Consider the following 24,299-nt stretch of genomic DNA (forward strand, 5'->3'; position numbering starts at 1 on the left):
CTGCTTTCAGTTGGAGGTGCTGGGGGTGGTCCTGGGGCGCCGTCCTGCGACGGTGATGGCCTCGCGGTAGCGCCGCACCGTGCCGCGCGCGGCCTCCTCCCAGGTGAAGCGTGTCAGGACCCGGGTGCGGCCCGCCGCGCCGAGCCGCGCGCGCAGCTCGGCGTCCCCCAGCAGGCGGTTCAGCGCCACGGCGAGCGCGTCGGGGTCCCCCGGCGGCACGGCCAGGCAGGTCTGCCCGTCCGGCCCCGCGACCTCGGGGATGGCGCCGCCGGTGGTGGCGACCAGCGGTGTGCCGGTGGCCATCGCCTCGGCGGCGGGCAGCGAGAAGCCCTCGTACAGCGACGGCACGCAGGAGATCTGGGCGCCGCGCACCAGGTCGACCAGCTCGGGGTCGCTGATTCCCTTGACGAACTCCACCGCACGGGTGAGTCCGTGCCGGGCGATCGCGTCGGCGACCGGGCCCTTCTCCGGGCGCTTGCCGACGACGACGAGGTGGGCGCCGGGGTGTTCGCCGCGGACCTTGGCCAGCGCCTCGACGAGGTGGACCAGGCCCTTGAGCGGCACGTCGGCGCTGGAGGTGGTGACGATGCGCCCGGGCACCTCGGGCACCGAGGGGTCGGGCGAGAACAGGCGGGTGTCGGCGCCGATCGGCACCACGTGCACCCGTTCGGGGCGCACCCCGAGGTCGGCGACGATCTCGCGGCGCGAGGAGCCGGAGACGGTCAGCACCGACGGCAGCCTGCGCGCCACCCGCTTCTGCATCTGCACGAAGCCGTACCAGCGGCGCACCGACAGCCGCCGCCTGGCGCTGGTCGCGGCCGCCAGGTCCAGGCGGCGGTCGACGGTGATCGGGTGGTGGATGGTGGTGACCAGCGGCAGGCCCGCCCGCTCCAGGTTCAGCAGCCCGTAGCCGAGCGTCTGGTTGTCGTGGACCACGTCGAACTCGCCGCGCCGGGCGGCCAGATGACGGCGGGCGCGCAGCGAGAAGGTCAGCGGCTCGGGGAAGCCGCCGGTCCACATGGTGGCGACCTCCAGCGCGTCGATCCAGTCGCGGAACTCCTCGCGCCCCGGGGTGCGGAACGGGTCCGGCTGGCGGTACAGGTCGAGGCTGGGCAGTCGGGTGAGGGCGACCCCGGGCAGTTCGTCGAGCACCGGGTACGGCTGGGCGCCGATGACCTCGACGGTGTGGCCGAGCCGGGCGAGTTCGCGGGAGAGGTGGCGCACGTAGACGCCCTGCCCGCCGCAGAAGGGGTTGCCCTTGTAGCTCAGCAGCGCGATCCGCAGCGGCCGGTCGCCGTCGCCGTCCCGGACCCCGTTGACCTGGGGCGACGGCGGCCTGCGCCCGACTGCCTCAGCGGCCTCAGCTGGCACTCACGGCCCCCTTCTCACTGCGATCAGCCGGAGCGTAACCGGTGGCGCTAATCTAGAACAAGTTTCAGACTCAGGGGTTCGACGAACCTCGAATCTACCGGCCGGGCAGCAGGCCGCCAGGGGCGGATCAGGTGATTCGCACCACGGCGCGGCGTGCTGCCATCATGCGCACACGCCCGACGTGCCGCGCGCGGACGGGTGCCACGGACGAGCCACGGAAGGGGACACATGGCCACGCAGTCACGGCCGGCCTCCGCGCCCCTGACCGCACGTCAGGAGGCCCGGCGTCGGCGCATCCTGCACGCCGGCGCCCGGCTGGCCGGCCGCGGCGGGTTCGACGCCGTGCAGATGCGGGAGGTCGCCGAGACCTCGCAGGTCGCGCTCGGCACGCTCTACCGGTACTTCCCCTCCAAGATCCACCTGTTGGTCGCCACCATGCAGGACCAGCTCCAGCAGCTGCACGAGACGCTGCGCAAGCGCCCGCCGAGCGCGCCGGAGCCCTCCGCGCGGGTCGCCGAGACGCTGATGCGGGCGTTCCGCGCGATGCGGCGCGAGCCGAACCTCGCGGATGCCATGGTGCGGGCGGTGATCTTCGCGGACCGCTCGGTCAGCCCCGAGGTGGACGTGGTCTCCCGGCTGACGACGGCGATCATCCTGGACGCGATGCGACTGCCGGGCCCACCGACCGCCGAGCAGCTGGCCGCCGTGCGGGTCGTCGAGCACACCTGGCACTCGGCGCTGGTCACCTGGCTCGCGGGCCGGGCGTCGATCACCCAGGTGCGCGGCGACATCGAGACCGCGTGCCGCCTGATCGACCTGACGGCACCCACCGCCGACCGGGAGCGCGAACCGCAGCACGTAAAGTGAGGGCGACCGAACAGTCGACAAAACGATCGTGTGCGCGCGGGGGAAGCCGGTGGGATTCCGGCGCTGGCCCGCAACCGTGACGCGTCCGCCCGACCCGGGGCGGCCGCCCAGCCGGAGTGCCCGTCCGCACGCGTGAGGCTCCCGGTGACGACGCGCGAGCGCCGCCACCGGCACCGTCGAGGAAACGCGGAGCCGGAGCCCGGTGCCGTGCCCCCGCCCGCGTGGGGGCACGCGGCGGTGCGCCCTGCCGCGCTCCGCGTTCGCGAGGTCTTCGTCAAGTCTCCCGAAAGGCACCGAACACGCCATGGCACTCCGCCTCGCCGTGACCCGATCCCTGGGCACCCTGGTCGCCGCCGCCGCGCTCGGCGCCGCGGTGGTCCCCGCCGCCTCGGCGGCCTCCCCGTCGCCGTCCGCGCCGCCGAAGCTGCCCGCGGGCCTTTACGGGGCGACCGACCCCACGTACGACGGGGTGTGGCGGCAGTCCACCGCGCTGCTGGCGCTGGACGCGGTGAAGACGGCGCCGCCCGCGGCCGCGGTGGACTGGCTGACCGGCCAGCAGTGCGCGGACGGCGGCTTCACCGCGTACCGCGCGAGCACCGCGCAGCCGTGCGTGGCGAAGAACGAGGACACCAACTCGACGGGCCTGGCCGTGCAGGCGCTGGCCGCGCTCGGCGGGCACCAGGCGGCCGTGTCGAAGGCGGTGACCTGGCTGAAGGGGATGCAGGAGAGCGACGGCGGCTGGGGCTACCAGCAGGGCGCGGCCACCGACGCCGACTCCACGACCGTCGTCGAGGGCGCGCTGACCGCGGCGGGCGAGCACCCCGCGCAGGTCACCAAGGGCGGCAAGAACGGGATGGACGCCCTGCGCGGCCTCCAACTGGGCTGCGACGCCCCGCAGGCGCAGCGCGGCGCGTTCGCGTACCAGCCGGATCCCAAGGGCGGGAAGCTCACCGCCAACGACAAGGCGACCACCGACGGCGTCATCGGCGCGCACGGCTCCGGCTACCTGGTGGCCGCGCCCGCGGGCGACAGCGCGCCGAAGGCCCCGGCCTGCCCGTCCGGTTCCTCGGCGAAGCCCGGCGACGCGAACGCCTCCGCGCAGGCCGGGTCCGCTTACCTGGCCGGTGTGCTGGACGCGGGCGGGCAGCACCTGACGACCGCGCAGCCCGGCTCCAGCACCAAGACGCCGGACTACTCGACGACCGCCGACGCGGTGCTCGCGCTCGCCTCCGACGGCCACCTCGCGGCGGCCAAGAAGCCGTACGACTGGCTGGTCGCCAACGCCTCCGGTTGGGCCAAGGACAACCCCGCCGCGCTCGGCCAGCTGGTCCTGGCCTCGGCGGCGGTCGGCGCCAACCCGCACGACTTCGGCGGCACCGACCTGGTACGGCAGCTGGCCAACACCGGGCCGCAGGGCAGCGCCGCGCCCGCGCCGTCCGCGAGCAGCGCCAAGAGCAGCGGCAAGGGCGGCGGCGAGAGCATCTGGTGGATCATCGGCGTCGGCCTGGTCGCGGGCGTCGGCATCGGCTTCGCGCTCAGCCTGCGCAGGAAGCGGGGCTGACGGTGCGGGGCGCGCCGCGGACGCCGACCGCGGGGGCGCGGCACGTCGCACCGGACTCGGGGGCGCGGCACGTCGCACCGGACTCGGGGGCGCGGCATGTCGCACTGGGCGTGGGAGCACGGCATGTCGCACTGGGCGTGGGAGCACGGCGCGTCGTACGGGCCGGGCTGCTGCCGCTGCTCCTGCTCGCCCTGTCCGCGACGGCCGCCTCGCTGATCGCCGCGAGCCCGGCGCAGGCGGTCGGCTACCGCTACTGGTCGTTCTGGGAACGCACCGGCTCCACCTGGACGTTCGCCCAGACCGGTCCCGCGATGACCGACCCGGCGGACGGCGCGGTGGAGGGCTGGCGTTTCGCGGTGAGCGCGGACTCGGCCGACGCGGTCAAGCCGCGCGGGGCGGCGTCGTTCGCGACGATCTGCGCGAGCACGCCGCCGCGCCCCGGCACCAAGCGGGTCGCGCTGGTGCTGGACTTCGGCACCTCGCAGGACGCCCCGAACGGCGCGACCCCGCCGGCCGCGCGCACCTCCTGCGCCCGCGTGCCCGAGGACGCCACCGCGGCCGACGCGCTGGCGGCGGTGGCCAAGCCGCTGCGGTACGACGCGAGCGGGCTGGTCTGCGCGATCACGGGCTACCCGGCCACCGGCTGCGGTGAACAGGTCTCCTCGGGCGGCGCCACCGGCTCCTCCCCGGCCGCGTCCCGCTCGGCGAGCGCCAACGGCGGCTCGGGTAGCGGCGGTTCGGACACCGGGCCGTCGCTGGGCGTGCTCGCCGGGGGCGCGGTCGTGCTGCTGCTCGGCGCGGGCGCGGCCTGGCAGGTGCGCAGGCGGCGCGAACGATGACCCGCACCTGGTCGTCGCTGGCCCCGGCGCGGGCCGACCGGTCCAACGCGCTGCACGCGGGCGCCTGGTGGGTGTGGGCGCTGGGCCTGGCCACCGCGGCGTCGCGCACCACCAACCCGTTGCTGCTCCTGCTCGTCGTCGCGGTCGCGGGCTACGTCGTCGCCGCCCGCAGGACGGACGCGCCCTGGGCCCGCTCCTACGGCGCGTTCCTCAAGCTCGGCGTCTTCGTGCTGGGCATCCGCGTGGTCTTCGCGATCGCGCTGGGCTCCCCGGTCCCGGGCACCCACACCCTGTTCACGCTGCCCGAGATCCCGTTGCCGCACTGGGCGCAGGGCGTGCGGCTCGGCGGCCGGGTCACCGCGGAGGGCGTCGCGTTCGCCGCGTACGACGGGCTGAAGCTGGCCACCCTGCTGGTCTGCGTCGGCGCCGCCAACGCGCTGGCCAACCCGGCGCGGCTGCTCAAGTCGCTGCCCGGCGCGCTGTACGAGGCGGGGGTCGCCGTCGTCGTGGCGATGACCTTCGCGCCCAACCTCGTCGCCGACGTCGGCAGGCTGCGGGCCGCGCGCCGGATGCGGGGCCGCGCCGACACCGGGATCAGGGCGCTGGCGCAGGTCGGACTGCCCGTGCTGGAAGGCGCGTTGGAGCGGTCGGTGGCGCTGGCCGCCTCGATGGACGCGCGCGGCTACGGCCGCACCGCCGACGTCCCGCGCGGCGTGCGACGGCTGACGGCCGCGCTGACGCTGGGCGGACTGCTGGGCGTGTGCGTCGGCTCGTACGGGCTGCTGGCGGCGCAGGGCGCGGGCTTCGGGGCGCCGTTGCTGGGGGCGGGGCTCGCGGCGGCGCTGGCCGGGCTGTGGCTGGGCGGGCGGCGCAGCGTGCGCACCCGCTACCGGCCGGACCGCTGGGGCACGCGGGCCTGGCTGGTGGCCGGTTGCGGGATCGCGGTGGCGACGCTGACCATCTGGGCGGCGTCCTACGCCCCGGCCGGGCTCAACCCCCCGGCCGTTCCGCTGTCCGCGCCGACGCTGCCGCTGTGGCCCGCCGCGTCGCTGCTGCTGGGGCTGGTGCCCGCGGTGGTGGCACCGCTGCCCGCGCGGGCGGGCGGACGCGGGTCGTCGGCCGTATCCGTGCCGCGGGAGCAGGCGCGCGTCGACGTGCCGGAGGAGGAAGCGGGCGTGAACGTGCCGGAGGAGGAAGCGGGCGTGAACGTGCCGAAAGGGGAAGCGGGCGTGAACGTGCCCGAGGGCGATGCGCAGGTGAACGTGCGGAAGGGGCGAGCGCGTTGATCCGCTTCGAGAACGTCTCGGTCACCTACGCCGACGCGGACCGCCCCGCGCTCAGCGGCGTCGAACTCACCGTCGAGGAGGGTGAGTTGTGCCTGCTCGCCGGGCCGTCGGGGGTGGGCAAGTCCACGTTGCTCGGCGCGGTGAGCGGGCTCGTGCCGCACTTCACCGGCGGCCGTCTCGGCGGCCGGGTGACCGTCGCCGGGCGCGACACCCGTACCCACAAGCCGCGTGAACTCGCCGACGTGGTCGGCACGGTGGGCCAGGATCCGCTGGCGCACTTCGTGACCGACGTCGTCGAGGACGAACTCGCCTACGGCATGGAGTCGTTGGGGATCGCGCCGGACGTGATGCGGCGCCGCGTCGAGGAGACCCTCGACCTGCTGGGCCTGGCCGACCTGCGCGACCGCCCGCTCGCGACGCTGTCGGGCGGACAGCGGCAGCGGGTGGCGATCGGGTCGGTGCTGACCGTGCACCCGAAGGTGCTGGTGCTGGACGAGCCGACCTCCGCGCTGGACCCGGCCGCCGCCGAGGAGGTCCTCGCGGTGCTGCAACGCCTCGTGCACGACCTGGGCACCACGGTCCTGCTCGCCGAACACCGTCTGGAACGGGTCGTGCAGTACGCGGACCGCGTGGTGCTGCTGCCCGGCCCGGGCGAACCTCCCGTGGTGGGCGACCCGGCCTCGGTGATGGCGGTCTCGCCGGTGTTCCCGCCAGTCGTCGGGCTGGGCAGGCTGGCGGGCTGGTCGCCGCTGCCGCTGTCGGTACGCGACGCGCGACGGGCGGCCGGGGCGCTGCGCGAGGAGCTGGCGGGACGCTCGCCGGTGCCGGTGGCCGCCCCCGCCGCGGACGGCGAGCCGGTCGCGAAGGCGTCGGGCCTTTCGGTGCGGCGCGGCAGGATCGAGGCGCTGCGCGGCGTGGACCTGGCCGTGCGGCCGGGCGAGGCGATCGCGTTGATGGGCCGCAACGGCGCGGGCAAGTCCACGCTGCTGGGCACGTTGACCGGGCTGTACGAGCCCGCGGCCGGCACGGTGCGCGTCGACGGCGTCGTGCCGCACCGCACGGCGCCGCGGCGTCTGGTGCGTCACGTGGGCCTGGTGCCGCAGGAGCCGCGCGACCTGTTGTACGCGGACACGGTGACCGGTGAGTGCGCGGCGGCAGACGATGACGCGGGTGCCGCGGGTGCCGCGGCCGGGACGTGCCGGGCGCTGGTGGAGGAGCTGCTGCCCGGGGTGCCGGACGACACGCACCCGCGCGACCTGTCCGAGGGCCAGCGCCTCGCCCTGGCGCTGGCGGTCGTCCTCACCGCGCGTCCCCCGCTGCTGCTGCTGGACGAGCCGACCCGGGGTCTGGACTACGCGGCGAAGGCCCGCCTGGTCACGCACCTGCGCGCGCTCGCGGCCGAGGGCCATGCGATCATCCTGGCCACGCACGACGTGGAGCTGGCGGCCGAACTCGCCCACCGGGTGGTCATCCTGGCCGACGGCGAGGTGGTCGCCGACGGCCCGACCGCCGAAGTGGTCGTCTCCAGCCCCGCGTTCGCCCCGCAGGTGTCGAAGGTGCTGCGCCCGCAGGACTGGCTGACGGTGAGTCAGGTCGCCGGGGCGATGGGGTGGTCGGGGTGAGCGGGCTGCGTGGGGCGCGCGCCGTCCGGCTCGGCCCGCGATCCGTCGCGGCCCTGGCGCTGATCACCGCGATCGGGGTGGTGGCGTTCGGCTGGCCGCTGCTGGCCTCGCCTGGTTCGGGCCTGGCGCACAGCGCGGACGCGCCCTGGCTCTTCGCCGCGTTGCTGCCGTTGCTGCTGGCCGTGGTCGTGGCGGCGATCTCCGACTCGGGCCTGGACGCGAAGGCGATCGCGATGCTGGGCGTGCTGGCGGCGGCCGGTGCCGCGTTGCGTCCGCTGGGCGCGGGGACGGCGGGCATCGAGCCGATGTTCTTCCTGATGGTGCTGGCGGGCAGGGTGCTCGGCCCGGGCTTCGGTTTCGTGCTGGGGGCGCTGTCGATGTTCGCGTCGGCGCTGCTGACCGGCGGGGTCGGCCCGTGGATGCCGTTCCAGATGCTCAGCATGGGCTGGGTCTCGATGGGCGCGGGCCTGCTGCCGGAACGGCCGCGCGGCAGACCGGAGTTGGCACTGCTGGCGGTCTACGGCGCGATCTCGGCCCTGCTGTACGGCACCGTGATGAACCTCCAGGGCTGGCCGTACATCGCGGGCATGGTGTCAGGCGTCAGCTACGTCCCCGGCGCGCCGCTGGCGTCCAACCTGACGCGTTTCGTGGCGTACGACCTGACGACGTCCCTGGGCTGGGACATCCCCCGAGCGGCGCTGACCGCCACGCTGACGCTGCTCCTGGGCAAGCCGCTGCTGAAGGCGCTGCGCAGGGCGACCCGGAGGGCGGCGTTCGAGACGGAGGGGGATTTCGGGGAGGCGCGGGGTTCGGGCGGCCAGGCGCCGTAGTGCGGCCGGACACCCGCGGCCGCGGGTGTCCCGGGTGGCCGGAGCCGGGGCGGTGATGTCAGTGGCAGCGGGTAGGTTGAGGACATGTCGGACCAGAACCCCTACAACTCGGCTCCCAACCAGGAAGGTTGGCCCGCGCCCCCGCCGCCGGAGGGCTCCCCGGCGTATCCGCGGCAGGGCGGCGCGGCGCCATACGGCGAGAACCCGTACGGCCAGACCCCGTACGCGCAGAACCCGTACCAGCAGCCCTACGCGCCCTACCCGGGCGGTCCGATGGCGGCCGCGCCCGTGGAGATGCCGGGGCCGGTGAAGGCGGCGCGGGTGCTGTCGTATGTGGCCTTCGGGCTGCTGGTGCTGGGCGCGGTCATCGGTGGAGCGCTGGCGGGGCCGGAGGTCGCGGGCGCGGTCATGGGCGGCGGCTTCCCGGTGATCGGGCTGTTCGTCTGCGCGTTGCTGTTCCACCGCGCGGGCCCGGCGTGCCGGGTGACGGCCATCGTCTTCGCCTCGCTGACGATCGTCTCCGGTCTGGCCGCCCTGGGCCGCAGCCCCGGCGCGGGCCTGATCCCGCTGGCCCTGTCGATAGCCGTGGTCGTCAACCTCTCCCGCGGCGTCACGGGCGACTGGTTCCGCAGGCCGCGCGCCTGAGACCGCCCCGGCACAGTGCCCCGGCCGGGGTGCGCGCGCACGGGGAGGGTGACATGGCCGGGGTCCTGGTGTGGGGCGGGGTGCTCTTGATGGTGGTGACGATGCTGTCACGCGGTTGGCGCTGCGCGGGATCGGGCCTGCGGCGCGGTGAGTTGCCGCGTGACCCCGTGGTGGCCCTCGTCCCGCCGGCCGTTGCGCCGACCGAACCCCCTCCCCCCACACACAGGCGACCACCGGCGGCCGACAGCACACAGCTTGCCGACGCGCCAGGTCATCTAGGATCGGCCGGGACGTGAGGGGGTTGCCGCATGGGTGACGGCGGCAAGGTGCTGGACATCAAGACGGCGGATCTGAAGGTGTCTGCACCGGTGTTCCAGACGCAGGCAGAGGCGCTGAGTTCGGCGTTGACCACGTTGATCAAGACGCTGGACGGGCTGGGCACACCGTGGGGTGAGGACAAGCAGGGCAAGGAGTTCGAGAAGGCGTACTCGCCCCAGCAGAAGGCCATCGAGAGCGCGACCGGCATCCTCGTTCTCGGCCTGACGAGCATTCACGAAGCGATGTCGGACATGGCTGACGGCCATATCGCCAACGACCAGCTGATCGCGGGCATGTTCACGAAGGCGAAGTCCCCGACCGCCGCGGGGCGGCCGGGAGGCGCGGCGCGGTGAGTCTTGAGGACGACGCCAAAGCCATTCTGCTGAAGATGGGGCTGTGGTGGCCGGACGCCGACTCCGGCACGCTGCGCACCGCTGCCGGCGCCTGGCGCACGTTCGCGACCGCCGTGGACGACGTCCGTACGCCGGTGAACAACACGGCTGCCTCGCTCATCCACAACAACTCGGGTGAGGCGATCGACGCGTTCGAGGTCTTCTGGGGCCGGTACGCGAAGGGCAGGGACGGCGGCTGGCTGAGCGATCTGTCGCAGGCCGCGGGCAAGTTGGCCGATGCCCTGGAGAAGTTCGCGGACGTCGTCGATCACGCGATCACGAAGCTGTGGACGCAGATAGGCATCGACGCCGCGGCGATCGCCGGCAGCATCACGCTCGCGTTCTTCACCGCGGGCGCGTTCTCCGCCGGGGTGGCGGCGGTGGCGGACGGCATCATCGCGATGGGCGAGGCACTCGCGGTGAGTGTCTCGGAAGAGGTGGCCACGATCGCCGCCGGCACGCTGGTGTCGGCGGCGTTCGGCGGGGTGCAGTCGGTAACGGTGGACCTGGCCGTCGCCCAGCCTCTGGCGATCGCCACCGGCATGCAGCAGCACCTGAGCCTGGACGAGGTCGACCAGGCGGCGAAGGACGGCGTGATCTCCGGCGCCATGACGGGCGGCGGCGTGGGGGTGCTGAAGGCGGGCGTCGACAGCGCGTTCAGCGATGGCGTGCCGCTCATGCTGTATCCGCCGTCCCTGCGCCCGGACCTCGTCGACCTGGGGCCGGCCGCGCGCTCCGGCGACGACATCCCCTGTGTCAACGATCCCGTCGACGTGGCGACCGGCGCCATGCTGATGCGGCAGACCGATGTGACCCTGCCGGGCGTCCTGCCGCTGGTCTTCGAGCGCACCCATCTGTCGTCCTACCGCGGCGGGGTCTGCTTCGGACCGGTGTGGGCCTCGACGCTGGACGAGTGCTGCCAGATCGACGGCGAGGGCGTGGTGTTCGCCGCCGCGGACGGCATGCGACTGGTCTACCCGGTGCCACGGCCGGGGGAGCCCACGATGCCGGTGAAGGGCGGTCGCCTGCCTCTGGTGTGGGACGGCGCGCCGGAGGGCACGATCGAGGTCACCGATCCGGACACCGGTGTCGTACGCACCTTCACCGCCGCCGTCCCGTCCGCCACCCCGGGCGTCTTCCACCTCCCGCTCAACAGCCTCCGGGACCGCGGCGGCAACCGGATCGACATCGAACGCGACGCGCACGGTGTGCCGGTGGGGTTGCGGCACTCCGGCGGGTACTACCTGGCCGTCGACACCGCGGGTCCGCGCGTGACAGCGCTGCGCCTGCTGGACGAGCCGCCGTCCCGCTACGGCGACGGCCCGGACCGGGACGCCGGGACGGTGGTGGTCCGCTACGGCTACGACAAGGCCGGCAACCTCACCGAAGTCGTCAACTCCAGCGGCTCGCCGCTGCGTTTCGCGTACGACGACCAGGGCCGGATATGCCGGTGGACCGACCGCAACGGCACCTGGTTCGGGTATGTCTACGACGAGCGGGGCCGCGTCATCCGCACGGAGGGCGTCGACGGCATCCTGTCGGCAACCTTCGACTACGACGACACAACACGTACGACGACGTACACCGACTCCCAGGGGAATCGCTCGACGTACGGCCACACCACGGACGGGCAGGTCGCGCAGGAGACCGACCCGCTCGGCAACACCACTCGCACCTGGTGGGACGCTCACGGTGACAAACCGCTCGCGATCACCGACCCGCTCGGCCGCACCACGACCTACGCGTACGACGCGTACGGCCGCCCGACCCAGGTCACTTTGCCGGACGGTTCGGTGGCCCGGGCCGCCTACAACGCCCTCGGCCTGCCGGAGGAGGTCGTCGAGCCCGGCGGTGCGACCTGGCGCCGCACCTACGACGACCGCGGCAACCTGCTCACCACAACCGACCCGGCGGGAGCCGAGACCCGTCGCACCTACGACGACGGGGGCCGGCTGACGAGCGTCACGGACGCGCTGGGCGGCGTGCGGGCGTTCACCGCGAACCCGGCGGGCCTGCCGGTGGCGGTCACCGACGAGTTGGGCCGTGTCACGTCGGTACGCCGTGATCCGTTCGGCAGGGTCGCCGAGATCACCGACCCGCTCGGCCGCGTCACCCGCCTCACCTGGACGCTTGAGGGCAGGCCGCGCCGACGCGACCACCCCGACGGCACCCACGAGTCCTGGACGTGGGACGGCGAAGGAAACCTCCTTTCCCACACCGACCAGGTGGGCAACGTCACCCGGCACACTCCGGGCCCCTTCGACCTCCCGGCCCAGCGTCTCGACCCGGACGGTGCCGCGTACGCCTTCGCCTACGACACCGAACTGCGCCTGACCGGTGTCACCAACCCGCAGGGCAGGACCTGGTCGTACGTCTACGACGCCGCCGGGCGCCTGACCGGGGAGACGGACTTCAACGGACGCACCTTGCACTACGGTCACGACGCGTCCGGCGCCCTGACCTCCCGCACGAACGGCGCGGGCGAAACGCTCGGCTTCACCCGCGACGCCCTCGGCCGCGTCACGGAGCAGCGCGCGAGCAACGGCGAGGCGACCACGTACGCCTACGGCGCCGACGGCCGCCCGACCCGCATCTCGAACCCGGACGCCGAAGTCCTCACCACCTACGACCCGTTGGGCCGCACGCTCACCGAGGCGGTCAACGGCCGCGTCACCCGCTACGCCTACGACCCGCTCGGCCGTCGTGTCCTGCGCACCACGCCGAGCGGGCTGACCTCCCGGTGGACGTACGACCCGGCGGGCCAGGCCGCCACCCTCGCCACGGACGCGGGCACCCTCGCCTTCTCCTACGACGCGGCAGGCCGCGAATCGCGACGCCGCATCGGGCCGGACGTGACGCTGACGCAGACCTGGGACGACGCGGACCGCCTGGCGACGCAGTCCCTGACGGCGGGGTCCGTCGCGGCGCGGGCGATCCGGCAGCTCCAGTTTCGCTCCTACGCCTACCGCGCGGACGGCTACGTCGAGGAGATCCGCGAACTCACCTCGGGCACGCGCCACTTCACCCTCGACCCCGTCGGCAGGATCACCACGGTCCGCGCCCACGGCTGGACGGAGACCTACGCGTACGACGCCGCCGGCAACCTCACCACCGCCCGGGCTCCCGGCCACCCGGCCCCCGGCGAGCGGCAGTTCGACGGCATGCTGATCCGTACCGCGGGCAACACCGCGTACGAGCACGACGCGCAAGGCCGCGTGGTCCGCAGGACGCGCAAGCTGCTGAACGGCCAACGCAAGGTGTGGACCTACAGTTGGAGCCCGGAAGACCGCCTCACGGAACTGGTCGCGCCGGACGGCGAACGCTGGCAGTACCACTACGACCCTCTCGGCCGCCGCATTTCCAAGCAGCGGGTGCTGGACGGCGATCGGGTGGCCGACCGCGAGGTCTTCACCTGGGACGGCACCACGCTGGCGGAACGCGTGTCGTCCGACGGTGCGACCACGACGTGGGACCACGCCCAGGGAACCCACCGTCCACTGACCCAGACAGACCACCACCCTGTCCCGCAAAGCGAGGCCACCCGCTCATTGGCCGCCCTCGCCGAGGCAACGGACCGACCCCCCGCCCGCTTCCACGCGATCATCACCGACGCGGTCGGCACACCGATGGAACTGGTCACCCCCTCGGGCGACCTCGCATGGCAGCAACGGACCACCAGTTGGGGAACCCGGCTCCCGCCCGCAACCACCACGACGCCCGCAGTAACCTGCCCTCTCCGCTTCCCCGGCCAGTACGCCGACGCCGAGTCAGGGCTGCACTACAACTACTTCAGGTACTACGAGCCCGAAATCGGGTCCTATCTTGCCGAGGACCCACTTGGTCTGAGCCCTGCGCCCAACTCTCGTCGCTACGTGATCAACGCGTTCACGCACGCCGATCCCACGGGGCTCGCGCCACAGTGCGGCGACATACTGGGCAACCCGTCCACACTGGCCGGGTGGATACCTTCCGAAGTGCCAGAGGAATCCAAGGCTGTCCTACAGGACATCCGCGAGTTCGGCGTCGAAGCTCAGGGAGCCGGACCTCAGCGCATGGGCCCATCCCTCCCCAAGACGTTCAGCAACAGCGGAAAGGGCGGGGCCTACAAGCTGCCGGGATTCGACAGCACCGGAAAGCCCATCCGCTATCTCGAATGGGGGACCGTGCAATCCGCACAGAACCCCAAATGGGGCGGCGAACGTATAGTCACTGGTTCGGACGGATCGGCCTATTACACTCCGACCCACTACCAGACATTCATCGTCATGGAGGCAGGCAGATGAGCAACGCCGAGTTGTGGAGGCACGGCCCTGAATGGATGAGCGTGGTCCGCACCGGCGCGTTCGTGCCGCTCGGAGCGACTCTCCCGCCCCAAGGGTCGACCTTCTGCGCCCGCCTGCAAGGAGGGGGGATGGGTGACGTCGACGGCGTCTTCACTCAGTTCTACGAGCGGCTTCGACTCCCGGACTACTTCGGCTGGAACTGGGATGCCCTGAGCGACTGTCTCAGCGATCTGCACTGGCTGGCAGAGGAGAACGTGCTCCTCGTCGTGGAGAACGCCGAAGCTCTTTTGAACGGGGACGAGGAAGTCCGCACCGACCTCTTCATGACACTGCGGACCGGATGCTCCTTCTGGGCAGAGAAGCCGGAAGTGCCTCTGCAAAGAAATATCTCTCTCAGGACTGTCCTGGTCACCGCCGCCGAGAGATTTTCGGACATGTGCGAGGCAGTTGACGAGATCTCGGCCTGAGATCCACTCCGGGCCGACAGCTCGGCTGCACGAGGCCCCTCACGCGCCCCTGGGCCCGAAGCGTGACGGTGGTGTGCCGAAGGTTCGGGTGAACGCCGCGGTGAAGGCCGCTGGGGACGCGTAGCCGAGGTGGGTGGCCACCTCGGTGACCGAGGCCGTGCGCAGCAGCGGGACTGCCGCGAGGAGCCTCGCGCGGGCTCGCCACGCGGCGGGGCTGTCGCCGGTCTGCGCGCGGAAGCGCCGGGTGAAGGCCCGTTCGCTCATCGCCGTCCGCCGCGCCCACACCGCGTTCGTGACGCCCGTGTCCGGCTCGGCCAGGTACGCGCGGCACAGTTCCGCGAGGTCGGCGGAGGCCGGGATCGCCACGTGGAACGGCAGCGGGGTGCGCTCGGCGATCTCGTGCAGGAGCAGCGTGGCGATGGTTCCCTCCCGCCCGGACAGGCTGTAGTCCGCCTCGAACTCGACGGCCGCCAGCAGCAGTTCGCGCAGCAGCGGCGGAACGTCCACGACCACGCAGTCCGCCGGCCACCACGGCACCGCGTCGGGCTCGACGTACAGGCTGCGGGTGCTCACCCCCAGCATGCGGACCCGGTGCCGGGTGGCGGCCGGGATCAGCACGGCGCGCTCGGGCGGCACGGTCCAGGTGCCCTGGGCGGTGTCGACGACCATGACCCCGGTGGCGCCGTGGAGGAACTGCGCGCGGCGGTGCTCGTGCCAGTCCAGCAGGTGACCGGGCGGGTAGTCCGTGCCGATCGGCAGCACGGCCCGCTCCGCGTGGTCGACGTCGTCCAGCGACACGTTCCTCACGCCGTCCACCCTACTGGCTGGGTCGCGAAGGAATCGTGCCGACCATCGCATGCGAGCCCCGGCGCCCGGCTGGTGGAGTGGGTGCTGTGGACGTGGACCTCGTGGTGTTGACCGGGATCGGGCTCCTGACCGGAGTGACGACCGTGGTGTTCGGGTTCGGCGGCGGGTTCGCCGCCGTACCGGTCGTGGTGTGGGCCGACGCGGCGCTCGGCGCGGACGCGATGCGGGTGGCGACGGCCACCTCCGCCCTGGTGATGGTGGTGAACGCGGGCTTCGCCACGGCCGTCACCCCGCGCCGGACACTCCTGGCGCTGCGCGGCACCCGCGCGCTGGTGCTCCTGCTGGCGGTCGGCGCGGTGGCCGGCGCGCTGGCCACCCGCCTCGCCCCGGCGGGCCTGGCCCGCGCGGCGTTCGTCGCCTACGTCTCCGTCACCGTCGTCGACCTGCTCCTGCGCCCGGGCTTCCTCCGCCCGCGTGCCCCGGTCGAGAAGGCGGAAGCCGACCCGCGTCCGCTGCCGGCCGTCCTCGGCGCGCCGGTCGGCGCGGTCGCCGCGTTCCTCGGGGTGGGTGGCAGCGTGATGACCGTGCCCGCGATGCGACGGGCCGGTCACCCGATGCGCGTGGCGACCGCGCTGGCCAATCCGCTCACCCTGGCCATCGCGGTCCCGGCCGCCGCGGTGTCCCTGAGCGGCGCGGCGGTCCCGGCCGCGGCGGGCGCGCACGTGCGGCTGGTGGGCCTCGTCGACCCGGGTGCCGCCGCCGCGCTGCTGCTCGGCGCGCTGCCGGTGATCGCGGTCCTGCGCCGCCACCCGCCGCGCATCCCCGACCGTGTGTACGCGTGGGCGTACGTCGGGCTGCTGGGGACGGTGGCGGCCGCGATGGTGCTGTCACCGTGAGGCGCTCGCCGTGAGCCCTACGACTACGGCCTCTGCGCGAGCCCCTACGACTACAGCCTCTGCAGGATCGTCGCCGTGGCAAGCGCTCCGCCCGCGCACGTCGTGACCAGGGCGAACTCCCGGTCCGCGCGCTCCAGTTCGTGCAACGCCGTCGTGATCAGGCGGGCGCCCGCCGCGCCGACCGGGTGACCGAGGGCTATCGCTCCCCCGTTGACGTTCACCTGGTCCAGGTCCGCGTCGAAGACCTGCGCCCAGCTCAGCACCACTGAAGCGAAAGCCTCGTTGACCTCGAAGACGTCGATGTCGCACAGTGTCATGCCCGCCTTCCCCAGCACCGCCCGGGTCGCGTCGACCGGCCCGTCGAGGTGGAAGTGCGGATCGGCGCCCACCAGCGCCTGCGCGACGACGCGCGCTCTGGGCCGCAGTCCCAGCGCCTTCGCCATGCGCTTGGACGCCCACATCACCGCCGCCGAACCGTCCGCGGCCGGGGCGGTGCTGCCCGCCGTGTGCACCGCTCCTGGCATCACCGGGTTCAGGGCGGCCAGCGCGTCGACGCCGGTGTCGCGCGGTCCCTCGTCGCGTTCGAGGTGACGCCACATGCCCTGGCCCGCGGCCTGTTCTTCGTGCGTCGTCGGTACCTGCACGGGGTACGTCTCGCGCTTGAAGCGTTCCTCCGCCCACGCCCGCGCCGCCCGCGTCCGCGACAGCAGCCCGAGTGCGTCGGTGCGCTCCCGGGTCAGGCCGCGCCGGGCGGCGATGCGCTCCGCGGCGTGGAACGGGCCGGGCAGGTCCACGTTCCACTCGTCGGGTAACGGCCTGCCGGGGCCGTGCTGGGACGCGCTGCCCTGCGGCACCCGCGACGTCGACTCCACCCCGCAGCCGATGCCCACGTCGATCACACCGGCCGCGATCATGGCGGCGACCACGTGGTTGGCCTGCTGCGACGCACCGCCTTCGCAGTCCAGCGTGGACGCGGCCGTCTCGTACGGCAGTCCCGCCGCCAGCCACGCCGTGCGCGCCGGGTTCGCCGACTGCTCGCCCGCGAGCGTGGCCGTGCCGCCGACGACCTGTTCCACGCAGTCCGGCTGGATGCGGGTGCGCGCCAGGAGTTCCCGGTACGTCTCCCCCAGCAGGCGGGCGGGGTGCAGGGCGGCCAGCGCGCCGCCGCGTTCGCCGATGGGGGTGCGTACCGCCTCGACGATGACGGGTTCGGGGGCCATGAAGCTCGTCCTCTCCTCGGCCCCGGGCGGCGTCCCGGCGCCCGGAGCGGCACGGGTCCGCGTTCCGTTGATCCGGCACGTTTGTATTACCCGCGGTACGGCCACGCAAGGGTCGCGCACGGAAACGGCGCGTACGCGATGGGTGACGGGGCGTCAGTGAATTGGTGCACGGCTGCCCGACCCGCCTCACGCAGGCTTGACCGCCGCCACCGTCGACCCCCCGCGTTCCGGATGATCGGAGTCGTCCCCGCACAGCTGCGCGCTCAACTCCCTTAGCAGGCCGTGCAGATCGTCGGCCGCGCGGGCCGGATCCCACCAGTCGCCCAGCAGTTCCGCCAGCACCTCGGTGCGTGCCCGTACCAGGTGCCGCGCCATCTCCTGCCCGGAGTCGGTGAGGACCAGCAGCAGCCCCTCGCGCCGCACCAGCCCGCGCAACTCCACCTCCGCGGTGGCCTGGTAGACGATCTCGTTCGGGATCGACACGCGTTCGGCCAGCAGTTGGGGCGCGGCGGACCCGTAGCGGTTGATGCGCAACAGCAGCCAACCGGAGGCGGGATGCAGGTCGAGCCCCGCGCGTTCGGTGATCCGGACGTACAGGTCACGCCGGCCCTCGCGGGTGCCGAGGGTGGACAGCGCGCGGGCCACCTCCTCGCGCGAGGAGCGTTCCACCGGGTTGGAGGCGAGCGTCTCGGTGACGTCCGGCGCGGTGACCGAGCCGCGCAGCGGCTGCTCCTTGAGGAACCAGGCGAGCACGAACGCCACCGCCGTGACCGGCACCGCGTACAGGAAGATGTCGGTGATCGCCACGGAGTACGCGTGCAGGACGCCGGTCCTGGTGGCAACCGGCAGCCGGGAGATGGTGTGCGGGTCGGTCTGGAGCTGGCCGGGGTTGAATCCGGGCGGCAGCGGCTTGCCGGTCAGCGCCGCGCGCAGTTCGGTGCGCAGTTCGTTGGTGAAGATGGTGCCGAAGATCGCCACGCCGAACGAGGCGCCGATGGAACGGAAGAAGGTGGCGCCGGAGGTGGCGACGCCCAGGTCCTCGTATCCCACGGAGTTCTGCACGACGAGCACCAGCACCTGCATGACCAGGCCGAGCCCGAAGCCGAAGACGAAGAAGACCCCGCTCATCGCCCACGTGCCGCTGGACTCGCTCAGGGTGTGCAGCAGGAGCAGGCCGACGATCACCACGGCGGTCCCGGCGATGGGGAACACCTTGTAGTGGCCGGTGCGGCTGACGACCTGGCCGGAGCCGGTGGAGGCGATCAGCAGGCCGAGCACCATGGGCAGCATGTGGACGCCGGACATGGTGGGCGTGACGCCGTGCACGACCTGGAGGAAGGTCGGCAGGTAGGTCATGCCACCGAACATCGCGAACCCGATGACGAAGCCGATCACCGAGCAGAGCGTGAAGGTGCGGATGTGGAACAGCCGCAGTGGCAGCACCGGTTCGGCCGCCTTGCGTTCGATGGCGACGAAGACGCCGAGCAGCACCACGCCCAGCACGGCGAGACCGATGATCTGCGGTGAACCCCACGCCCATGTCGTGCCGCCGAGCGAGGCGACCAGCACCAGGCAGGTGGCGACGCCCGCGATCACACCGGTCCCCGCGTAGTCGATGACGTGCTTGGTGCGGTGCACGGGGATGTGCAGCACGGTGGCGATGACGGCGAGCGCGACGACACCGATGGGGAGGTTGACGTAGAAGACCCAGCGCCAGGAGAGGTTGTCCACGAACAGCCCGCCCAGCAGCGGCCCGAGCACACTGCTGGCGCCGAACACCGCGCCGAACAGGCCCTGGTAGCGGCCCCGGTCGCGCGGCGGCACGATGTCGCCCACGATCGCCATCGACAACACCATCAACCCGCCGCCGCCCAGGCCCTGCAACGCGCGGAAGCCGATCAACTCGCCCATGTTCCGGGCGAGTCCGCACAGCGCGGAGCCGATCAGGAAGATGACGATGGCGGTCTGGAACAGCTTCTTGCGCCCGTACTGGTCGCCGAGCTTGCCCCACAGCGGGGTGGCGGCGGTGGAGGCGAGCATGTACGCGGTGACCACCCACGACAGGTGGTCGAGCCCGCCGAGGTCGCTGACGATGGTGGGCAGCGCGGTCGAGACGATCGTCTGGTCCAGCGCGGCGAGCAGCATGCCCATCAGCAGGGCGCTCATCGCCACCAGGACGGTGCGGTGCGAGGGCGTGCCGGAGGGCGGCTCGGCGGCCGCGGAGGCGGCCGCCTCGTTTGTCGCGTCCTGTGCCATTTCTATATGTTCACACCGTTCGCCCGGTCCCGCTTGGGGGTCCGGAGCCGGGCCCGCCGCCCCGGCGCATAGGCTCACTTTCGTGGCGAATGGTGATTTCGGAACCGCGGGACTCCAGCTGGTCCTGCTGCGGCGGATGGCGGACCACCGCCCTGACCTGGTCGAGGAGGCCCTGCGCGACCTCGGTACCGACCGCAGCCGGATGCGGGAGGCGAACCGGCACTGGCAGGCCACGCTGCGCGCCCGCGGCTTCCCCAAGGGCCTGCGGCGGCACCACGTCCTGCTGGGGCCGCCCGAGGCGCAGGAGGACCGCCGGATCGGCGACGTCACGTGCCGCGCGCTGCTGTGGCCGGTGCCGCTGTGGCCCACGCTGCGGTTCGAGGTGATGGCGGGGCCGGGCGGCCGGGTGTGGAACGAGTGGCTGGTCCGCGCGCCCGGCGAGCCCGCGCCCGGCCTGCGCGGGCCGGAGGACCTGACGCCGTGGTCGTGCGTCGTGGACGAGGTGGCCCGCGCCTTCGCCCCCGCCAGGCCCATGGAGGGCGACGCGCCGACCCGCTGGCGGCTTGCCTTCGAGGGCCACGTCGCGCACTTCACGTACGGGCTGCTCCAGTACGTGGAACCAGGGGCTTGAGGGGATCCCCGGCGGGGCCGGATCGCCCCGAAGGGGCCCATTGGCGTGATCGGGGCATCGTTTTGTATCGTTGAGGAACAAAGTGGCTCGCCCGTTTCCCCTGACCGGCGGGCGAGCCGCTTGTGTTCTTTCCGCTGTCGTTCCCGCCCCGCCGCTGTTCCCTCACCGCAGCGCGGTCAACGCCGAGGAGTCCGCCCATGACGGCCGTCACCCTGACCGCTCGCGCGCTGCTGCTGGACATGGACGGCACGCTGGTCAACTCCGACGCGGTCGTCGAGCGCTGCTGGCGCGCGTGGGCCGAGCGGCACGGGCTGGACGTCGCCGACGTGCTGCGGGTGGTGCACGGCCGGCAGGGCTACGCCACCATGGCCGCGCTGCTGCCGGACCGCCCGATGGCCGTCAACCACGCCGAGAACGCCGAGATGCTGGCCCGGGAGACCGCCGACACCGAGGGCGTCGTCCCGGTCGAGGGCGCCCCGGAGTTCCTCGCCGCCCTGGCCGACGGCCCGCACGCGCTGGTGACCTCGGCCGACGCGGCCCTGGCCCGTGCCCGGATGGACGCCGCCGCGCTGCCGATGCCCGAGGTGCGGATCACCGCCGAGTGCGTGAGCGCCAGCAAGCCCGACCCGGAAGGGTTCCTGAAGGGCGCGGCCGAGCTGGGCTTCGCGCCTGCGGACTGCGTGGTCTTCGAGGACTCCGAGGCCGGGATCGCGGCGGGCTTCGCGGCCGGAATGCGCGTGGTGGGCGTGGGCCCGCGCGCCGAGGCATTCGGCCCGACCGCGTACGCGCCGACGCTGGAGGCGGTCCGGGTCCTGCGCGAGGCGGACGGCACCTTCACCCTGCGCGTGGGCTGACACGCGCCCCGCGCGGCCCGTACCGCCGGATCACCCGGCGATCGCCTCGTACAGGCTCACGCCCGCCATCACCACCATCACCACGGCCGCGATCTTGGTGATCAACGGCAGCGGCACCCGCTTCATCAGCGCCTTGCCGCCGAGGATGCCGAGCGCGGCGACCGCCCACAGCGCCAGCACCGCGCCGATGGCGACCGAGACGGGGTCGTTGTAGCGGGCGGCGAGGTTGGCCGTCATGATCTGCGTGAGGTCGCCGAACTCGGCCACCAGGATGAGCGTGAAGCCACTGCCCGCGACCCGCCAGAAGCTCTGGCTGCTGGGCGTCCTCATGCCCTCCTCGTCCTCGTCGTCCCCCTGCCCGTGCCGCAGCAGCGCGATCGCGCCGCCGAGGAAGAGCAGCGCGACGACGCCCTCCACCCACCGGTGCGGCAGCAGCGCCAGCAGGCTGCCCGCGGCGATGGCGAGGGCGACGTGCACGGCGAAGGCGGCGGCGATGCCGCAGAAGACGTAGGACGCGCGGAAGCGGGTGCCGAGCACCAGGCTGGCCAGCGCGGTCTTGTCGGGGAGTTCCGCGACGAAGATGATGCCGAAGACGATCGCGGCGACGGTGAAGCTGAACACGGAGGACGTTTCCTCTTCGGTCGGGCTCGCCGCACCGGAAGGGCCTCGGGGAGAGGGGTCGCTTCGGCACGGCAGCGTCGGACACTGCGGCCGAAGGTCTCGCTGGCGCGTACGGGCCACGCTGAACGTGTCCGTACGGCCTCCGGGCGCCGGCTCGGGAGACCCGAGCAGTATGTCGACGGTCCGGCGAAGAGCTACTCCCCTTCTGCTGCCTCCCAGCCTAACCGAAGCCTCCGGCACTCCCGGAACGACGGCAGGCCCGACGGCCGGTACGGCGACCAGCCCGCCGACCACGTGACGCGCGCGACAGAGGCCGAGGCCGAGGTCGAGGTCGAGGCAGAGGCAGGCGCGGCAGAGGCGGACGTGAGCGTGAGTCAACACACATCACCAAAGTGACCACGATCGAGCGACACGCAAGGTGCACCACACCTGTCCTGTTCATTTACGAGCGACCGGCCGGTAGGCGTGACGCCCCGGGCAGGATGGGTCACCGTCCCGCCCTTCGCCCCTTCTGCCCCGGGAGAGCGCATCGTGGCCGCAGAGCACCACGCCGCCCCAGAACACGGCCCCGTCACCGACGCCTCCGCCGGCCGCACGCACCACGTCATAGCCGTCGTCGGCGCGGGACCGCGCGGCACCAGCGTGCTGGAGCGGTTGTGCGCCGCCGTCCCCGAACTCGCCCCACAGGCACGGGTGTCGGTGCACATGATCGATCCGGCGCCGCCCGGCGCGGGGCGGGTGTGGCGCACCACGCAGTCCGGTGAGCTGCTGATGAACACGGTCGCCTCGCAGGTCACCCTCTTCACCGACGCGAGCGTCTCGTGCGACGGCCCGGTGCGTCCGGGCCCGAGCCTGCACGAGTGGGCCGTGGCCCGGGGCCTGCCGCTCGGGCCCGACGACTACCCGACGCGGGCGCTGTACGGCCGTTACCTGGAATGGGTCTTCGCGCACACCGTCGCCTCCGCCCCCGGCGGCGTGACCGTCGAGACGCACGCCGCCCGCGCGGTGCGGCTGGCCGAGGAGCCGGACGGCACCCAGGTCGTGGACCTCGACGACGGCCGCCGCCTGACCGGCCTGACCGCGGTCGTGCTCGCCCAGGGCCACCTGCCCGCGCTGCCGACCCCGGCCCAGCGCCGCTTCGCCGACCACGCCGTACGGCACGGCCTGCGCTATCTGCCACCCGCCAACCCGGCCGACGTCACGGACGAGCTGGACCGTGTCGCGCCCGGCGAACCGGTGCTGCTGCGCGGCCTGGGCCTGACCTTCTTCGACCACATGGCCCTGCTGACCCGCGCCCGCGGCGGCCGCTTCACCACCGACCCGGACACCGGCCGCCTGGTCTACCGGCCGTCCGGCCACGAACCCCGGCTGTACGCGGGCTCACGGCGCGGCGTGCCGTACCGGGCACGCGGCGACAACGCCAAGGGCCCGTACGGACGCCACGAACCGCTGCTGCTGACCCCCGACGTCATCGAGGGATTCCGCAAACGGACCGCGGCCGGCGATCCGCCGGACTTCCTGGCCGACGTGTGGCCGCTGGTCGCCAAGGAGGTGGAGGCCGTCCACTACGCGGCCGTGCTCGCCCGCGCCGACCCCGCGCTGGTGGACCGCTTCCGGGACCGCTTCCTGCGGACCGTGCACGGCAGTCGTGAGGAGGCGGCCGTGCTGGACGAGTTCGGCTTCCCCGACGACGGGCGCAGGTGGGACTGGGGGCGGCTGACGGCGCCGGATGCCGGGCGGGACTTCACGGGGCGCGCGGACTTCCGGGGGTGGCTGCTGGAGTTGCTGCGCGAGGACGTGGCGGGGGCGCGTCTCGGCAACGTCGCCGGTCCGGTGCCGGCCGCGCTGGACGTGCTGCGCGACCTGCGCAACGAGCTGCGGCAGATCGTGGACCACGGCGGTCTGGACGGCGGTTCGCGCCGCGACCACCTCGACGGCTGGTACACCCCGCTGAACGCCTTCCTGTCGATCGGGCCGCCGCGGCACCGGGTCGAGCAACTGGTGGCGCTCATCGAGGCGGGAACGATCGAGGTGCTGGGCCCGGGACTCGAGGTGACCGCGGGCCACGACGACGCCGGGCGGCCCGCGTTCGTCGCGCACTCGCCGCGGGTGCCGGGCGCGCGGGTCGCGGTGCGCACGCTCGTCGACGCCAGGCTGCCCGAGCCCCGACTGCCGTACGCGGCCGACCCGTTGCTCGCCGGACTGCTGCGGTCGGGCGCGTGCCGTACGCACGTGGTCGGCGGCCACGACACCGGAGGACTCGACGTCGGCCCGCGCCCGTACCACCTGATCGACCGTCAAGGGATGCCGCACGCAAGGCGGTTCGCGATCGGAGTGCCGACCGAGGGAGTCCACTGGGTGACGGCGGCGGGCGTCCGTCCCGGGGTCGATTCGGTGACGCTCGGCGACACGGACGCGGTGGCGCGAGCCGTTCTGCGGGTCGGGATCCAGCCACCCTCTTGCTTGAATCTTGCAGAATTTAGTTAGGACTGCCTAATCTATGGTCTCCAATTCGGTACTCCGTCCCCACCGA

Annotated in this window: 19 protein-coding genes; 14 read left to right on the forward strand and 5 right to left on the reverse strand. The window is 73.2% G+C overall.

Going from position 1 to position 24,299, the window contains the following annotated elements; all coding sequences use genetic code 11:
- Positions 1-6: 6 nt before the first annotated feature.
- Positions 7-1,371, reverse strand: coding sequence for a glycosyltransferase family 4 protein (locus K7472_RS21080; RefSeq protein WP_222980047.1), 1,365 nt, complete (start codon positions 1,369-1,371; stop codon positions 7-9).
- A gap of 228 nt (positions 1,372-1,599) precedes the next feature.
- On the opposite strand from K7472_RS21080, the gene K7472_RS21085 reads away from it, so the two are divergent.
- From K7472_RS21085 to K7472_RS21130, 10 genes are all read left to right on the forward strand, one after another.
- Positions 1,600-2,238, forward strand: coding sequence for a TetR family transcriptional regulator (locus K7472_RS21085; protein WP_222980048.1), 639 nt, complete (start codon positions 1,600-1,602; stop codon positions 2,236-2,238).
- A gap of 304 nt (positions 2,239-2,542) precedes the next feature.
- A complete protein-coding gene (locus K7472_RS21090) occupies positions 2,543-3,799 on the forward strand; it encodes an SCO2321 family membrane protein (RefSeq protein WP_222980049.1) in 1,257 nt (418 codons plus the stop codon).
- Between the two features lie 137 nt (positions 3,800-3,936).
- Positions 3,937-4,638, forward strand: a complete 702-nt coding sequence (locus tag K7472_RS21095; protein WP_222980050.1) for an SCO2322 family protein — start codon at positions 3,937-3,939, stop codon at positions 4,636-4,638.
- Positions 4,635-5,924, forward strand: a complete 1,290-nt coding sequence (locus K7472_RS21100; RefSeq protein WP_222980051.1) for a CbiQ family ECF transporter T component — start codon at positions 4,635-4,637, stop codon at positions 5,922-5,924. Before K7472_RS21095 ends, K7472_RS21100 begins: the two co-directional genes overlap by 4 nt.
- Positions 5,921-7,546, forward strand: a complete 1,626-nt coding sequence (locus tag K7472_RS21105; RefSeq protein WP_222980052.1) for an ABC transporter ATP-binding protein — start codon at positions 5,921-5,923, stop codon at positions 7,544-7,546. The genes K7472_RS21100 and K7472_RS21105 overlap by 4 nt, the downstream gene beginning before the upstream one ends.
- Entirely contained in the window at positions 7,498-8,376 is an 879-nt protein-coding gene (locus K7472_RS21110; protein ID WP_222980113.1) for an ECF transporter S component, read from the forward strand. The genes K7472_RS21105 and K7472_RS21110 overlap by 49 nt, the downstream gene beginning before the upstream one ends.
- An 84-nt stretch (positions 8,377-8,460) precedes the next feature.
- Positions 8,461-9,021: a hypothetical protein gene (locus K7472_RS21115; RefSeq protein WP_222980053.1), complete on the forward strand. Its 561-nt coding sequence runs from the start codon at positions 8,461-8,463 to the stop codon at positions 9,019-9,021.
- A 308-nt stretch (positions 9,022-9,329) separates the two neighbouring features.
- The gene (locus K7472_RS21120; protein ID WP_222980054.1) at positions 9,330-9,692 is read left to right on the forward strand and encodes a hypothetical protein; all 363 of its coding nucleotides are present in this window, start codon (positions 9,330-9,332) and stop codon (positions 9,690-9,692) included.
- Positions 9,689-14,014 (forward strand): DUF6531 domain-containing protein, encoded by a 4,326-nt coding sequence (locus tag K7472_RS21125; RefSeq protein WP_308014015.1) that lies wholly within the window; start codon positions 9,689-9,691, stop codon positions 14,012-14,014. Before K7472_RS21120 ends, K7472_RS21125 begins: the two co-directional genes overlap by 4 nt.
- Positions 14,011-14,481 carry a barstar family protein gene (locus tag K7472_RS21130; protein ID WP_252395974.1) on the forward strand — a complete coding sequence of 157 codons (471 nt, stop codon included), beginning with the start codon at positions 14,011-14,013 and terminating at the stop codon, positions 14,479-14,481. Before K7472_RS21125 ends, K7472_RS21130 begins: the two co-directional genes overlap by 4 nt.
- A gap of 39 nt (positions 14,482-14,520) precedes the next feature.
- Here K7472_RS21130 and K7472_RS21135 read toward each other — a convergent pair whose 3' ends face one another.
- Entirely contained in the window at positions 14,521-15,288 is a 768-nt protein-coding gene (locus tag K7472_RS21135) for an AraC family transcriptional regulator (protein ID WP_222980055.1), read from the reverse strand.
- A 92-nt stretch (positions 15,289-15,380) separates the two neighbouring features.
- Between K7472_RS21135 and K7472_RS21140 the strand changes: the two genes are divergently transcribed.
- Positions 15,381-16,184 carry a sulfite exporter TauE/SafE family protein gene (locus tag K7472_RS21140; protein ID WP_222980116.1) on the forward strand — a complete coding sequence of 268 codons (804 nt, stop codon included), beginning with the start codon at positions 15,381-15,383 and terminating at the stop codon, positions 16,182-16,184.
- A 50-nt stretch (positions 16,185-16,234) separates the two neighbouring features.
- Here K7472_RS21140 and K7472_RS21145 read toward each other — a convergent pair whose 3' ends face one another.
- Both K7472_RS21145 and K7472_RS21150 read right to left on the reverse strand, forming a co-directional pair.
- Positions 16,235-17,404 (reverse strand): steroid 3-ketoacyl-CoA thiolase, encoded by a 1,170-nt coding sequence (locus K7472_RS21145; protein WP_222980056.1) that lies wholly within the window; start codon positions 17,402-17,404, stop codon positions 16,235-16,237.
- Between the two features lie 186 nt (positions 17,405-17,590).
- Positions 17,591-19,660: an MDR family MFS transporter gene (locus K7472_RS21150; protein WP_222980057.1), complete on the reverse strand. Its 2,070-nt coding sequence runs from the start codon at positions 19,658-19,660 to the stop codon at positions 17,591-17,593.
- 136 nt (positions 19,661-19,796) lie between these two features.
- Here K7472_RS21150 and K7472_RS21155 point away from each other — a divergent pair, with 136 nt between their 5' ends.
- Both K7472_RS21155 and K7472_RS21160 read left to right on the forward strand, forming a co-directional pair.
- Complete coding sequence (locus K7472_RS21155) at positions 19,797-20,291, forward strand: hypothetical protein (protein WP_252396000.1); 495 nt, start codon at positions 19,797-19,799, stop codon at positions 20,289-20,291.
- A gap of 197 nt (positions 20,292-20,488) precedes the next feature.
- Positions 20,489-21,145, forward strand: coding sequence for an HAD-IA family hydrolase (locus tag K7472_RS21160; RefSeq protein WP_222980059.1), 657 nt, complete (start codon positions 20,489-20,491; stop codon positions 21,143-21,145).
- A gap of 30 nt (positions 21,146-21,175) precedes the next feature.
- Here the strand turns inward: K7472_RS21160 and K7472_RS21165 are convergent, their stop codons facing one another.
- Positions 21,176-21,766 carry a TMEM165/GDT1 family protein gene (locus tag K7472_RS21165; protein WP_222980060.1) on the reverse strand — a complete coding sequence of 197 codons (591 nt, stop codon included), beginning with the start codon at positions 21,764-21,766 and terminating at the stop codon, positions 21,176-21,178.
- 606 nt (positions 21,767-22,372) lie between these two features.
- On the opposite strand from K7472_RS21165, the gene K7472_RS21170 reads away from it, so the two are divergent.
- Positions 22,373-24,253: an FAD/NAD(P)-binding protein gene (locus tag K7472_RS21170; protein ID WP_222980117.1), complete on the forward strand. Its 1,881-nt coding sequence runs from the start codon at positions 22,373-22,375 to the stop codon at positions 24,251-24,253.
- Positions 24,254-24,299: the final 46 nt, after the last annotated feature.

This window comes from Streptantibioticus parmotrematis (assembly GCF_019890615.1).
GTDB lineage: Bacteria > Actinomycetota > Actinomycetes > Streptomycetales > Streptomycetaceae > Streptantibioticus_D > Streptantibioticus_D parmotrematis.